Source organism: Pirellulaceae bacterium (assembly GCA_029243025.1).
Taxonomy (GTDB): domain Bacteria; phylum Planctomycetota; class Planctomycetia; order Pirellulales; family Pirellulaceae.
Window position 1 is genome coordinate 176,123 of record JAQWSU010000002.1, and the last position, 14,965, is coordinate 191,087.

At 53.4% G+C, this 14,965-nt stretch carries 11 protein-coding genes; 6 read left to right on the forward strand and 5 right to left on the reverse strand.

Annotated elements, in window-relative coordinates; genetic code table 11:
• The first annotated feature begins 32 nt into the window (after window positions 1-32).
• The 6 genes from atpH to P8N76_00905 all read left to right on the forward strand — a co-directional run bounded on the left by atpH (window position 33) and on the right by P8N76_00905 (window position 8,058).
• On the forward strand, window positions 33-662 hold the full coding sequence (atpH, locus tag P8N76_00880; GenBank protein MDG2380204.1) for an ATP synthase F1 subunit delta: 630 nt from the start codon (window positions 33-35) through the stop codon (window positions 660-662).
• A 26-nt stretch (window positions 663-688) separates the two neighbouring features.
• Window positions 689-2,221 (forward strand): F0F1 ATP synthase subunit alpha, encoded by a 1,533-nt coding sequence (atpA, locus tag P8N76_00885; GenBank protein MDG2380205.1) that lies wholly within the window; start codon window positions 689-691, stop codon window positions 2,219-2,221.
• 206 nt (window positions 2,222-2,427) lie between these two features.
• Window positions 2,428-3,309: an ATP synthase F1 subunit gamma gene (gene atpG / locus P8N76_00890; GenBank protein ID MDG2380206.1), complete on the forward strand. Its 882-nt coding sequence runs from the start codon at window positions 2,428-2,430 to the stop codon at window positions 3,307-3,309.
• Between the two features lie 58 nt (window positions 3,310-3,367).
• Window positions 3,368-4,813, forward strand: coding sequence for a F0F1 ATP synthase subunit beta (gene atpD, locus P8N76_00895; GenBank protein MDG2380207.1), 1,446 nt, complete (start codon window positions 3,368-3,370; stop codon window positions 4,811-4,813).
• A 64-nt stretch (window positions 4,814-4,877) separates the two neighbouring features.
• On the forward strand, window positions 4,878-5,273 hold the full coding sequence (gene atpC, locus P8N76_00900; GenBank protein MDG2380208.1) for an ATP synthase F1 subunit epsilon: 396 nt from the start codon (window positions 4,878-4,880) through the stop codon (window positions 5,271-5,273).
• A gap of 76 nt (window positions 5,274-5,349) precedes the next feature.
• A complete protein-coding gene (locus tag P8N76_00905; protein ID MDG2380209.1) occupies window positions 5,350-8,058 on the forward strand; it encodes a hypothetical protein in 2,709 nt (902 codons plus the stop codon).
• On the opposite strand, the gene P8N76_00910 is transcribed toward P8N76_00905, so the two are convergent.
• The 5 genes from P8N76_00910 to P8N76_00930 form a co-directional block, all read right to left on the reverse strand.
• A complete protein-coding gene (locus P8N76_00910) occupies window positions 8,059-9,027 on the reverse strand; it encodes a serine acetyltransferase (protein ID MDG2380210.1) in 969 nt (322 codons plus the stop codon).
• Between the two features lie 368 nt (window positions 9,028-9,395).
• Window positions 9,396-11,495, reverse strand: coding sequence for an elongation factor G (locus P8N76_00915; protein ID MDG2380211.1), 2,100 nt, complete (start codon window positions 11,493-11,495; stop codon window positions 9,396-9,398).
• Between the two features lie 247 nt (window positions 11,496-11,742).
• Window positions 11,743-12,351 (reverse strand): imidazole glycerol phosphate synthase subunit HisH, encoded by a 609-nt coding sequence (gene hisH / locus P8N76_00920; GenBank protein MDG2380212.1) that lies wholly within the window; start codon window positions 12,349-12,351, stop codon window positions 11,743-11,745.
• A 145-nt stretch (window positions 12,352-12,496) separates the two neighbouring features.
• Window positions 12,497-13,597, reverse strand: coding sequence for an OmpA family protein (locus P8N76_00925; GenBank protein MDG2380213.1), 1,101 nt, complete (start codon window positions 13,595-13,597; stop codon window positions 12,497-12,499).
• Between the two features lie 161 nt (window positions 13,598-13,758).
• Complete coding sequence (locus P8N76_00930; protein MDG2380214.1) at window positions 13,759-14,964, reverse strand: A24 family peptidase; 1,206 nt, start codon at window positions 14,962-14,964, stop codon at window positions 13,759-13,761.
• Window position 14,965: the final 1 nt, after the last annotated feature.

The window sequence follows — 14,965 nt, forward strand, 5'->3', positions numbered from 1 at the left end:
TTTCGGCCGGAATTCGCAGTTAGGCATTCGTTATGGCAGACGACGCGGCAGTAACACCTGAAGTTGATATCGATAAGCAGCGGCTTGGGTCCGTTTATGCGAAAGCGTTTTTGGCCGCGGCTGAAAAGCAGCAGGTCGGGATTGATGCGATCGTCGACGAGTTGGATTCGTTGGTCGAAGATGTTTTGAAACGCTTTCCAGGCTTTGAGGCGACTCTTGGGTCGCAGCGGATTTCCCAGGAAGAAAAAGCGCAATTGCTCGATCGAGTTTTCCAGGGAAAGGCCTCCGAAACACTGTTGACCTTCTTGAAGGTGGTCGGTGCACATGGTCGGCTCGACTGCATTCGGCAAATACGGAACGCAGCTCGAGCCGAGTTGAACCGTTTGCATGGTCGAATCGCCGTGGAGGTGACAACGGCCGAGCCACTGACGGATGAGTTGCGAACTCAGATTGTTAACAAGTTGCAAGAGGCCACTGGAGTGCCGATCGACCTGCAGTGTAAGGTGGATGCCGCGATCATTGGTGGACTCGTCGTGCGAGTTGGAGATACCGTTTACGACAGTAGTGTTTTGAATCAACTCGCTCAATTGAAACGCGAAACACTCGGAAAGACATTCAGCCAGTTGCGTGAATCGACTGATCGATTCGCGGTTTCCGGCTGAACCAAGAATGAGGTTAAGCGAATCCCATGAAGTTTAATGCGGATGAGATTGCATCGGTCATTCAGCAAGAGATCGAGCATTTTAAAGATCAAGTTGACGTGCGCGAGGTCGGCACCGTTCTCGAAGTCGGGGACGGTATCGCTCGTGTCTACGGTCTCTCTGGTGTTATGGCCGGTGAGATGGTTGAGTTTCCCAACGGCGTGACCGGGCTGGCGTTCAACCTCGAAGAGAATAGCGTTGGTGTGATTATTCTGGGGGATTACCTACAGATCAACGAGGGCGATGAAGTTCGAAGTCTCGGGCGATTGCTGTCGGTACCTGTGGGGGAATCGCTCGTTGGTCGTGTCGTGGATCCACTCGGCAATCCGTTGGATGGTTTGGGTCCAATTGACACGAACGAGCGCCGTTTTGTCGAAGATGCGGCACCGGGTGTGGCGGATCGGCAGCCAGTTTGCGAGCCACTGCAAACTGGGATTAAGGCGATTGATGCGATGACTCCGATCGGTCGTGGACAACGCGAATTGATCATTGGTGATCGCAAAACGGGTAAGACGGCGATCGCGATTGATGCGATCCTCAATCAAAAGAATACCGGTGTAAAATGCTTCTATGTGGCGATCGGTCAAAAAGACTCGTCGGTCGCCGGCGTGGTGGAGACCTTGAGGCAACTTGGTGCGATGGAGTACACCACCGTGATTGTGTCGGGCGCTAGTACCCCTGCCCCGCTGCAATACGTGGCACCCTATGCGGGTACGGCCATGGCCGAGCATTTTATGTATCAAGGCGAGCACGCTTTGATCATTTATGACGATCTTTCCAAACAAGCTGCGGCCTATCGCGAACTCTCATTGTTGATGCGACGGCCACCAGGGCGTGAAGCTTATCCCGGTGACGTGTTTTACTGTCACAGTCGATTATTGGAGCGTTCTTCCAAGCTCTCCGACGACAAAGGTGGTGGCTCGCTGACTTCACTGCCAATTATTGAGACGCTGGAAGGTGAGGTTTCGGCTTACATTCCGACAAACGTGATTTCGATCACCGATGGTCAGATTTATCTTCAGCCTGATTTGTTCTTTGCCGGGATTCGTCCGGCGATGAACGCCGGTATCTCGGTTTCTCGCGTGGGTGGTGCAGCTCAAATCAAAGCGATGAAGAAGGTCGCTGGGGGTTTGCGATTGGACTTGGCCGCCTTCCGGGAATTGGAAGCGTTCGCGCAACTTGGTACTGAATTGGATGCAGCGACACAGTCACAGCTTGATCGTGGTTATCGCATGGTCGAGTTACTGAAACAGCCGCAGTATAAACCGCTCAATGAAATTGATCAGGTACTGAGTATTTTTGCGGGTACACAGGGTTACTTGGATTCCATCCCGATTCCAGAGGTTGCGAGCTGGGAAGAGGAGTTCTTGGAGCACATCCATGGCACCTACCAGCAGCTGTGGGACAAGCTTGCCAGCGAAAAGAACCTGAGCGGCGAACTGGACGCGGAGATTCGACGCGTCATCGAAGATTTCAACAAACAGTTCATGGCCTCCCTGGAAGCGAATGCTTCGAGCTAGGGATCTGTGCGGACTGTTGAGCTGGAGTTTTCACGCCGAAGTATGAATTTATTTCCAACTTGGAATGACTTCAGCGGATGGCGGCTGAAGCTACTCTGAGGAATAGTTGTGAGCGTGGCTGGGACTGCCTTCGCCGTTTAGGTTGGCGAGGGTAATAATGACCGATACCTTTGAATTTTTTCGCATGACTGAATAGCGAGTAAGAAATGGCCAAGGCTCGAGCCCTTGATAAACGTCGCAAGTCGATTCGAAACATTCGCAAGATCACCCGCACGATGGAGTTGATTGCCACGGCGCGGTTCAAGAAAGCGATGGATCGTGCCACGGCTGCTACCGCCTATACCGAACGGATCACTGCAATTGTCGCCGATTTAGCACGTGCTGGGTTGGAAGTCAGTCATCCACTGCTTGAGCCTCGTGACGAACCTAAGTCGGCCGTTTTGTTGGTTCTAACCGCGAACCGCGGCCTTTGTGGCGGCTACAACGGAAATGCACAACGGCTGGGGATGGCACGCTGGAAACAGATGCAGGAAGAGTTTCCGAAATGCCACCTTGAGATTTCCGGGAAGCGAGGGATTTCTGGATTTCGGTACCGGAACATCGAACCTGACGAGTCCTACACCCATTTCGAGGATAAGACGAGCTACGAAGAAGTCGAGACACTCGCCAATCGCTATCTTGACGATTACATTGCGGGAAAGCTTGACCGGCTCGATATCGTCTACACGCAATTCGAGACCGTGGCGCGTCAAAAACCCGTCGTGGAAACACTCCTGCCGCTCGGTGGGCTGGAAGGGTCGGGTGAAGACCAGGAAGAGGCGGCGGACTCCTTGTACGAGTTCCTGCCATCGGCCGAAAGCATTTTAGAGGAAATCGTACCAACGAGCTTCAAGATCAAGCTCTTCAAGTGTTTTCTTGATGCAGCTGTCAGTGAGCAAATCTCGCGAATGGTCGCCATGAAGGGTGCCACCGAGAACGCCGGCGATCTGATTAAACAGCTCTCAATGACCTACAACCGTGCTCGGCAGTCTCAAATTACTGGCGAGATTATGGAAATCATCGGTGGTGTCGAGGCACTTAACAAGTAACCGCCTTCGGGCTGAATTCAATAACCTTAAAAAACGTGTAAGGTGAAAGCGAAACAAGATGGCAACTGCAACTTCCAACGTTGGAAAGATCACCCAGGTCATTGGCTCGACATTTGATGCTCAGTTCCCCGAAGATCAGATGCCTTCAATCTACAACGCGGTGAAAATCGTCAGCGATCAAAAGGGCGTGTCGTTGAATCTGACTGGAGAGGTGCAACAGCATCTCGGGGGTGGCCGGGTCCGTTGTGTTGCTTTAGGTAGCACTGACGGTATGGTCCGCGGTCAAGACTGCATTGATACGGGAGCTTCCGTATCGGTTCCTGTTGGCGATGCGACGCTGGGGCGTGTATTCAACTTGCTCGGTGAACCGGTTGACGGTGGGGGTGAGGTGCAGACCGAAGAACGCTGGCCAATTCACCGTGATCCCCCAAAGGTTGAAGAGCTGTCGACCAAGACTGAGCTCTTTGAGACTGGAATCAAGGTTGTTGACCTCCTCACACCGTTTGTGCGTGGTGGTAAAGCCGGGTTATTCGGTGGAGCCGGTCTGGGAAAGACGGTGATTTTGACGGAGCTAATCGCTCGGATTGCTTCGGCTCACGGCGGTTATTCAGTGTTTGCCGGCGTGGGAGAACGAACCCGTGAAGGAACGGACCTCTGGTTGGAAATGCAGGATGCCAAGATCGGTGATACGGGCCGCAGCGTCATCGAACAAACCTGTATGGTCTTTGGCCAAATGAATGAGCCGCCGGGTGCACGCTTGCGTGTTGCTCTGTCTGCCTTGACGATGGCCGAATACTTCCGCGATACGACAGGGAAAGATACCCTGCTGTTTGTTGATAACATTTTCCGCTTCTCGCAAGCGGGTAGTGAGGTCTCCGCTCTGCTCGGTCGCATGCCGTCGGCCGTGGGATATCAGCCCACCCTGGCTACCGAAATGGGAGCTCTGCAAGAGCGAATTACCTCGACCGATAAGGGGGCCATTACCTCCGTGCAGGCCGTTTACGTGCCGGCCGATGATCCGACCGATCCGGCACCCGCGACCGCCTTTGGACAGCTGGACGCCTTTATTTATCTGGAACGATCGATTTCGGAAAAAGGAATTTATCCGGCGATCGACCCGTTGGCTTCGTCCAGTCGTATTCTGGATCCTCAGTATGTGGGGGATCGTCATTACGCAATCGCACGACGTGTCCAAACGACGTTACAACGCTATCGTGAGCTTCAGGACATCATCGCCATTCTTGGTGTTGATGAATTGAGCGAAGAAGACAAATTAATCGTGCATCGAGCTCGACGGATCGAACGCTTCCTGTCCCAGCCGTTCCTTGTAGCGGAAGTCTTTACAGGAAAGCCAGGTGAAATCACCTCGCTGGAGGACACGATTCGCAGCTTCGAAGAGTTGTGCGACGGTAAGTGGGATCACCTTCCTGAACAGGCCTTCATGTATATCGGCTCGATTGAACAAGCCGAAGAGCAGGCTAAGAAAATGCAGGAAGAGGCCTAGTTCCGAGCATGACCTGCCATGATTTCGAAAACACGTCCTTCCAATTCGTCTAGGTAGAGCTTAAATGGCTGAGTTACAATGCGTCGTCGTTACCCCGGAAGAAACGGCTGTCGAGCAAGTGGCTTCGTTTGTCGTTGTCCCGTTATTTGACGGCGAATTGGGAATCGGTGTCGGGCACAGTCCGATGATCGGTCGATTGGGATATGGTGAGATGCGAGTCACCGGTTCCGATGGCTCGAAGGCTCGCTACTATGTCGATGGCGGGTTCGTGCAGGTTGCTGAAAATGTCGTGACCGTGCTGACGGGGAAAACGGTGCCGGTAGCGGATTTGGATTTGGCAACTGCCGAACAACAGATCGCGGAGGCGATGAAGCGGGCTGCCAACACGGATGAACTCCTAGAACTTCGAGATCGGGCCGTCGAACAGGGTCGCGCACAGCTTCGGCTCGCACAACGTTAGTTGTTGTCTGTCGGGCTGTGCTGTCGTTTCTTGCGAAACGTGGCTGACAACGTTGGGCTTCTGGTAGACTTGTTGCGTGCCTGATTTGCCTTCCACGCACCGTTCGCACTCAAGCCGGCTCCTGTCTGGGGTGGTGCTGCTGCCTTTTCTGGTGATCTTTGCCTCCTCGTTTTTTTCCGAACGTGAATTTGCGTTTCGGGACATCTCCCACTATTACGTTCCTTACTGGGGTTATATCCACCAGCAGTGGGCGGATGACGGTTTGCCTTGGTGGAATTCGCTAGAAGAAAATGGTCGCCCCTTAGCGGCCGATGCGACAGCCAGCGTGTTTTATCCTGGGCAGTTGATGTTTTTCCTGCCTCTTTCGCTGTTAGTTGCCAGCAAACTCTACATTTATCTACACGTCTTATTGGCCGCCGTAAATTGTTTTTGGGCGGCGCGGGCGGTGGGCATTTCTCGCGACTCAAGCGTCTTCGCGGCGATCGCCTATGCGTTTGGTGGCAGCATTGTCTTTCAATACTGTAATCCCGTTTTTCTGGTGGGGGCGGCCTGGGCGCCGTTGGGCCTTGCTGCGATCGAATGGCTTGTCGAGTCGGCGCGAATTCGGTTCGCGGCAACGCTGGCTGCGGTGATGGCACTGACTGTACTCGGAGGGAATCCACAATCGGCTTATCTGTTGGTGATTGTCGCTGTGTTGCGAATCGCCTGCACTGCGAAAACTGCGGAACAAGAAGTGGAGTTAGGTGATCAAAAGCGCGAGCAAGTCGAGTTGCAGAATCAGCACCTCAGTCTCTGGTCTCGTCGCATCCGATTGCTGGTCTTGTTAGCGGGGGCAAGCTTTTTCGCCGTGTTGTTGTCTGCCGTTCAAGTGTGGCCATCCCTTGATTGGGCAAGCGTCAGTGAGCGTGCGGATTACAACGCGCCTCGTTCTTTAGTAGAGATCGTGAGAGACGTCTGGAGTGATGGGGCAGTCCAACTAAACGGCTTGTTTCAACCACCAGAAACGGGGACGCATCGCGCTGGTCAATATAACTTCAGTATCGGTCCTTGGCGTTGGGCAGAAATGTTGTGGCCGAATTTTAGCGGTCGTCCGTTTCCAAGAAACGAACGCTGGCTGAATGGGATTCCCGCAGAGGGGCGTTACTGGTCGCCGAGTCTCTACATGGGGTTGCTGCCGTTCCTGCTCGGTGCTTCTGCCTTGCGACTCCGCTCTCGCGATCAAACACAGCGCTGGCTCAGTTGGTGTGTTTTGTTGTTTGGGCTGGGTGCTTTGGGGGGGTTCGGTTTGTTTTGGTTGTGGAGTGAATTACAAATCGTAGGGGGAGAGCGACCGTCAGAACTTTGGGCGCCCGTGGGTGGCGTTTATTGGATGATGAATGTGCTGTTACCTGGTTTTGTGGTGTTTCGATATCCGGCCAAACTTTGGACGTTTGTTGCGTTGGGCTTGAGCTTACTTGCAGGCAAAAAACTTGACGATCTGCTCAACTTGTCCAACCCATCTTTCAAGCCGGTTTTGTTATTGTTTGGAGCGATCACCTTTACTTTACTGGTGGGAGCCTTCCTGTTCGTGAAGCCGATTCAAACATGGTTCGCTTCTGTTCCACCTGATCTTGCCTTTGGACCGCTGGATCCAGCATCGACGTTGAATGGCTTACGTTGGACGCTTGTGCACAGCTTGATCATTGCGGGGGCCAGCTATTTGTGTCTCGGTGAATTTTGGCGTCTGCGGAAGTCAGCGATCCCAATCGTGTTGATTACGGCGGTGGATTTAGCGATTGCCAATGCTTGGATGGCTCCGACCACAACGATGCCCGACACGGACTCTGAATCGCCCTTCGTGGAAACGCTTCGTGCCTCTGATCCGGCGGGCAAACGTCCAGTCACCTATCGATGGGTGGTGTCGGGGTGGTATCCGCGCAAATGGGAACGGGAGTCAGAATCAAAACGCTTAGAACAAATCGTTGTCTGGGATCGCGAGACGCTACGTCCGAAATACAATCTGAATGATGGAATTGCGGCGATGAATAGTTCAACTTCGTTCGCATCGATTCAACAGCGGGCAACGCTGAACCTTTTGCACCAAGCGGCAAAGCATGATTTTCCAGAATTCTATCAGCTATTGAATGTGCTTGGCATTGAATATGTCATCGCCCCGGCCACAGTCGGCTTGGCGGAGCCTCTGGAGCGATTACTGCCACAGAAACCGACGTTTGTTACCCAGTCGGCCGCTCTTTGGCACAACCCTCAGGTAGGACCGCGTGCGTGGATTGTACATCGGCTGCGTCGCACGGAAGACGATGGAAGGTCGCTCGACTTGCAGACTGACCTCGAGCGAATTTTGCTTCCCCAGAACGAGAATGAAAGCATTGGTCAGTGCGTGGTGCTGGAGCCGTCGGTTGAGGTTTCAGGGATCCTCCGGCAGATTGCTCCGAGCGATCCGAGCGATCCGGCGTCGACGGAAGCGGAATCCTGTGAGGTTTTGTTTGATCAGGATTCGAAGTTGGTGATTCGAGCCCATCTTGAACAAGCGGGATTCGTGGTGGTGCGAGACAGCTACGCACCTGGTTGGAGTTGTCAGGTGAAAGAAGATGGTTCGCCATCTCGGCCCGCTTCGGTCTTGCGTGCCAATCGAATTATGCGGGCAGTAGCACTGCCGGCCGGAATCTATCAATTGACAATGGTTTATCGACCCGAATCGGTTTATCGAGGCGCGACGGTGAGCGTTATTGCTTGGCTGTTCTTGTTGCTGGTCGCTCTGCTGTGCGCGGTTCGAAAGCGATTTTGATTAGATGCGGTAGTTCGCCGAGGCATCCAGTTCATCGGGACGGTCCGCACGCATCTTCAACCTTGGTTGTTCGAGCACCACGGTCGTGTGAGGCTCGACGCTGTGAGTTAACCAGACGCTAGAACCGACCACCGAATCATTACCAATGTGTGTTTTTCCACCGAGCACTGTCGCGTTCGCGTAAACCACCACCCGGTCTCCGATTGTGGGGTGACGCTTCATGCCTCGAACCAGGCGTCCGTCGGAATCGGTGTCAAAGCTCAAAGCTCCGAGTGTCACGCCCTGGTACAGTTTGACATAGTCGCCAATTTCGCACGTTTCGCCGACAACTACCCCCGTTCCGTGATCAATGAAAAAGTATTCTCCCACTTGCGCGCCTGGGTGAATGTCGATGCCCGTTTCTTTGTGGGCCCATTCGGTCATCATGCGGGGAATGAAAGGAACACCTAGGCGATGCAACTCATGCGCCATGCGAAAGACCGTGATCGCATGCAGTCCTGGATAGCAGAAGATGACCTCGTCTCGACTGCGGCAGGCAGGGTCCCCTTCGAATGCCGCTTGCACATCGGTTGCCAAAAGTTTTCGCAGTCGTGGCAGCGATTCTAGAAACATGATCGCCATCGCCTGCCCCTTGGCTTCAAAGTCATGCTCTTCTTCACTTGGTTCTAGTTTCGATTGAAGGCGTTCCTCGTGCTGCAGAGCTCTTGCGATCTGATTGGTGAGTTTGTCGTGCAGTCCGTCGATCAAGTCACCCACATGGTAGGAAATGTTGCCGAGATGTAATCCTTCGCGACGGCGGTAGCCGGGATAGATTATTTCCCGCAGATCTTCAATTGCCGAGATGATGATCGAATAGCTCGGCAAGGGACAATGTCCCAAATGATTGATCGTGCCGATTTCCGAATAGGAAGCGACAACTTGATTGGTTAGCTTTGGAAGTTGTTCTTTGAGTCGAAAGTCGGAGGCCATGTTGGGCTCCTTTCCGAGAAATCTCAGACGCATTTTGGATTGGTCACGCAGGCCTGAGAACGCCGCCACGAATCGGAGAGCGAAGCATCGAAACGGAGCTTCGCAACCGTGGCATGCAAAGGGGGCTAAGTATCGCAGGCAGTTCTTGGATTTCGGAACGTTCCCTTCACCTAATCGCTCTCAATGCTAGGCATTTCGCGCAGGTGGGGCAAGCGCTCCTATCTTTATTCGGACAAAAATCGAATTCAGCTTCAACGAAAATGTCCGCTGGCTCTGCGAGTCAGGAAATTGCAAAGAGCTAGCGAATCACAAAATTCGATAAAACCGGCTGGGAATCGCGCGGTCGGTCGTGAATCGCTGCTCCTTACTTATTCGTCTTCTTCTTCTTCCTGCATCTTGGCTTTCGCCAAGATGTCTTGCTGAACGTTGGGAGGTACCACATCGTAGTGGTCGAATTCCATCGTGTAACTGCCCTGCCCGCCCGTCATACTTGAAAGGCTACGAGCATAGGTTGTGACCTCGGCGAGTGGAACTTCCGCGTGGACCGTTTGGAGATTCCCTCCGGCCGCATCGCTGCCAAGCACTCGTCCTCGCCGTCCTGACATGTCACTGTAAACGTCCCCCACATGGTCTTCTGGGACTGTGATCGCCATTTTTACGACCGGTTCCAGTAGGCTGGGCTTGGACTCTTGGAATATGTTCCGGAATGCCATGGAGGCCGCCATTTTGAAGGCCGTTTCCGAACTGTCCACAGGGTGATGTTTTCCAAAGTGGACTTCGATGCAGACATCCTGCACGTTGTATCCCGCGATGACACCCCGTTCCATGCGTTCATGAAAACCTTTGGCAATGGCTGGCATGAAGTTACCGGGAATCACGCCACCGACGACCGAGTCGACCCACAAGAAATTGTTTTTCTCGTTGTAGTGATAATCTTTGAGTTGCGGAAATCGATCCTTGGTGATGTATTCCTCGAGATTCACGTCACGAGGGAGCGGCCACATTCGAATGTGCACTTCACCAAACTGTCCCCGGCCTCCTGATTGCTTCTTATGACGGTAGCTACCTGCTGAATCGGCCTGAATTGTTTCGCGATAGGGTATTTTAGGTTCTTTGGTTTCGACTTCTAGCTTGTCCCGTCGGGACAAACGTTCTTGGATGACCGACAAGTGTAGTTCACTCATACCCGTCATCACCAACTCTTTCGTCTGACCACCACGGTCCAGGTGGAAGGTTGGATCTTCTTCGACAACTTTATTGAGTGCACCAGATAACTTGGTTTCGTCGCCGCGACTCTTGGGGCTCACCGCAAGTCCGACCATTGGCATGGGGAAGCTGATTTCCGAAATTTCGAATTCACCGATCATTGCCCCCGTATGCAGATCATCCATTTTTGCAACGGCCACAATGTCCCCCGGGCCGGCACTGTCGACGGGAGCCGTTTCGGATGCTTGGACTTTCAATAACTGTCCAATCTTCACTCCTTTACGCGCTGAGGACGCGGGGACTGTCTCATCTTTTTTAAGCGTACCGCTGAAGATCCGAATGAAGCTGAGTTTTTGTACGAACGGGTCGATACGCGTTTTGAAGACTTGCCCGACCAGAGGCCCGTCCGGATCGCAGCTGAGCTCGATTTCTTCTCCATCTTTCAGGGCCGTTCTGGCAACGTCAGCTGGAGACAAGCAGCACATGTTAATCGCGTCAAGCATTTCCGAGACGCCGATGTCCATTTTGCCGGAACAGCAAAGAATCGGGACCAAGGAGCCCTCCCCGACAGCTTGCACAATCAAACGCGACAGCTCCTCCTCCGTGGGTTGGGTGCCCTCAAAGTAACGTTCCATCACCTCCTCGTCGACCTCGATGATCGACTCAATCAGCGGTTCACGAATTTCATCGGGATCGACTAACGCGCCGCTGGCGTCACCGACTGGCTTCAGGGTATTCACGACTCCCTTTAGCTGATCTCCCAGACCGATGGGAATCGTGAGCAATGCACATTTCGTTCCCCACAATTTCTGAATGCTGCTGATCAGGCCGGGAAAATCAATGTTCTCATCGTCCAGCTTATTAATGATGATGACGCGGCCCAATTTCGCTTTGCCAGCTTCATCAAATACTCGGCGCGTGTTGACTTCGATACCTGAGTGAGCGTTGATAACGATGGCCGCGTTGTCGACACCACGCAAAGCCCCGATCGTTTGCCCAATGAAATCGGGATAACCGGGGGTGTCGATCGCGTTATATTCTTTTCCGTCATGAGTGAAATGGACGACGGACGCCTCGACCGTGTATTTGTGGGTCTTTTCTTCGGCATCGAAGTCGCAAATGCTGGTTCCGTCGTCGACACTTGGCTGGCCGCTGACGGCGCCGGACTTGATCAAAATCTTGTCGACCAGAGTGGTCTTTCCAGCTGATCCATGACCGCAAAATGCAACGTTTCGAATGTCCGCGACTTTTGCTTTCGCCATGCCAATGTCCTTATCTATTTAACGTTGAGTTATTTTAAAGATTTATCGACGCGTCGGACGGCCCCGTCTCGTGTTGGGACGCAGCAGGTTACCTCATTTGCTCCTGCCCGATGCCTTGCCGCAAAATGCATCCGGATCGGAAGGCCCACACGCGAACAACCGTACGATGGGCTTAGCTTTGGCACAGAAACATCAGGAAAACGAGCAATATCGCACAGAAAATGGGCACTGACAAGTAGCGGAGGCCCTAAGGGAGTTCGGCAAAGTTTTGCAGAATCTGCAAGCCCTGCCGCTGGCTTTTTTCGGGGTGAAATTGCGTGGCGAAAAGATTGTCACGCCAAATCATCGAACAGAAGGGACTTCCGTAATCAGTTTCGACGGCAATACACGAGGTGTCAGTCGGTACGACGTAATAGGAGTGCACGAAATAGAAAAAAGATTCTGACGGTATGTTGGCGAGAATGGGGGCCGTGCGTCGTATGGAAACTTGATTCCAACCCATGTGTGGAACTTTATAGTTGTCAGGCAGTTCGAAGCGCGTGACCTTGCCTGGCAAAAGCCCCAATCCCTCGTGTTCACCATTCTCGTAGCTAACATCAAATAGCAATTGCAAGCCCAAGCAGATTCCCAGAAAAGGCTTGCCTTGCTCGACTTGATCGCAGATGGGTTGCACCAGTTGCCGTCGCCTGAGCGCAGCCATCGCGTCTTGAAAAGCGCCGACTCCCGGCAAAACAACCTTGGTAGCTGCCGCGATCTCCTGGGGATCACTCGTTACGACAGCCGAGTGCCCGACCCGTTCGAAGCCCTTTTGGACTGAACGCAGGTTACCCATTTCATAGTCGATAATCGCAATCATCTCTGACGTTCCTCTCATCCTGCGAACAGAAGCTTGCCGAGTTCAGTGGGACACTCCATCTGCTCGACAGGTTCGGCTACGCATTGTAAACGGTATTGCCGAGTTGCGTCAGCAGAGAGAAAGGGTTGCCCACGCGGTTGCGAGCTTAGCGATTGCCGGCCGTTTGTGGATAAACGACGATTTCTACGCGCCGATTCTTAGATTGACCGGTGACAGTGGCATTCGAGGCGAGCGGGTAATTCGTTCCGTGCCCGAGGACGAAGAGTTGCGATTTAAGTGACTGATGTTGAGCACTAATTGCCTCAAAAACCACCATGGCTTGGGCAGCTGTGAGTTGGTGAGCGCTTCGCCAGCCGGTCGCGCTAGTTGGTTCTGATTCGGCATGAGCTTCGATGCCCACCACCTGTCGTGGGTAGTTACGCAAAATCGCATCGGAAACCTGATTAATCACGAGATTGGCATCGGGTCGCAGAGAAGCGCCGTCACTTGCAAAGAGTCGATCGGTCGGGATTTCGATGCGGACCAAGTCACCGTCCTGTCGAACGTTAAGCCCCTCCACAGTCACTGCGGTCAAACTCTTGCGGTAGCTGTTATTGGCAGTGATTGCTGCCCCGCTGCGTCGCTGCGAAGAAGTCAGTAAGGAATCGTATTTGTCGCTCGCTTCTTCCGACGTTTTTAACGCGTTAGCTAATTGATTGGAGGTTTCTTTAAGGCGTTGTTGTAAGAGATTGTTTTGGTCTTCCAGCAACTGAACACGCTGTTGAACTTGAGAAAAATCTGCGTAGAGATCTTGGTTGCGCTGATCCAAACTCTTGGCACGACGTCCAAGTTCATCATATCGCCCCAACGCTTCACGTGCCTGGTCGGCGAGCATGACTTCTTGTGCTTTTTGATCGTTGCTTATGTCAGTTTTTGCTTGCTGTTGTTGTTTTTGCAGTGCGGCCAGTTGGGATTCTGTTCGCGCTTGCTGTTGACGCATTGTTTCAAGCTGTCGTTGTTGCTCATTGGCGAGGCGCACTTGTTCGTTTGCCTTGGCCTGCATGTCTGCAGCGTAGGACGAAGAGGGTGCGGCAGTGCCAAATGTATTGACACCCGAGTAGGGAGTCGCAGGCGTTTGGCCGCCTTGATTTTGATTGCAACCGATGAAGCCAAGCATCGTGAAAATGACACACACCGCAAGTTGGGCACGCATGCGGCGGGAGACGAGTATTCGATTTAGAACTCGCAAGATCATCTGCTTAGGCATCGCCCGTGGCGATTCCTCCGGGGGTTGGCACCGAACAATTTTCAGCGCGGAGATAATATCGATCCACGCTAGAGGCTGCAAGACCAACCCCATGGCTGATCGCAGGTTGATGGCCTCGGCGATTCGCCAACTGCTAGCAGGGGAGATTTCTTGATGTTGTGCTAGCGGGGGCGTACCGCTCGAATCAGGACTAACAGGATCCCGAGCAGAATCAAGCAGACGCCAAACACCAGCGGGACGAACCATCCCATCGCAAAGACTGGGATACCCCAGCGGTTCCAAATGGCTGGCCAGAAGAGAATTAAGAGAATGGTTGCCAGGCTGAGGAAGGGACCATAGGCAATATCTTTACGCTGGGTCAAAATCCACTGGGAAATAGCGATGATGACCCCCGCGAAAGGTGCGAGGAAAAAAATGATCAGGGACGGTTGCCAGCCAACGAAGGCACCGATCATGCCCATCAAAGTGACATCTCCAAATCCCATTGCCTCTTGCCCAAGTGCAAGACTAGCGACGATGCGGACCAGCCAGATGACGCTACCGCCGGCCGCCATTCCCACCAGAGATGTCAGCAGGCCTTGCCAAGCGAGCCCGCCCCGCCACCAGACGGCGACGCTGGCGGCGGATGTCGCCAAGGCCAAGCCGGTCATGAGTAGTGTGCCACGGTGACGACCGATGCTGGCGAGCAAATAGCGAACAAACTTCCTGGAGCCGCTCCGATACCAGAGTGTTTTGGGCAGCATTGCGTACCACCATCCGACGATGCAGGCCAAGCCAATGCTTAAACCTTTGGCGCCTTGCAAATCGGCCGGCCATGGATTCGGTTGGCTGAGCCACAAGGGGGATGTGACAATGGGAGGGGGCAACTCACTCCAAGCTGGTAACAGACTAATGGGCAGCACGGCCGCAAGTAGCAAACCGATTAAGGTGCCGGGAATCGTGATTTCGTCGGGAATCGTTTGTTCGTCCAAGTCGATAAAAGTCGCGACGGTCATGAAGCAGATCAAGATAGCATGGCTGAGAAACTGAGCACGGATAACCGAATCTGCAATCGGTAGGGAGCCCAAGGGATACAGCCCTCGTTGCATCTCAAGCCAATACAGGGTAACCAATCCAGCGGCCAATCCGAGTTCGATAACCATCGGCCGCAGCCAGAATCCCTCGCCATGAAGGCTTGACTCGCGGCGTAACCGCCACCAGCCAAGAATCGGGATACGATCGAGAGCTGTTCGTGGAGCTGTCTGGGCCGGTGGTTTGGACCAAGGGCTGATCGTTCGCTTGTGCCACGCCAGACGATAAATCCCACGATTGATTTGTCCGCCTATGAAAAGCGAGATCAAGGCAATGGCGACAAGTTCCAAGGGCATG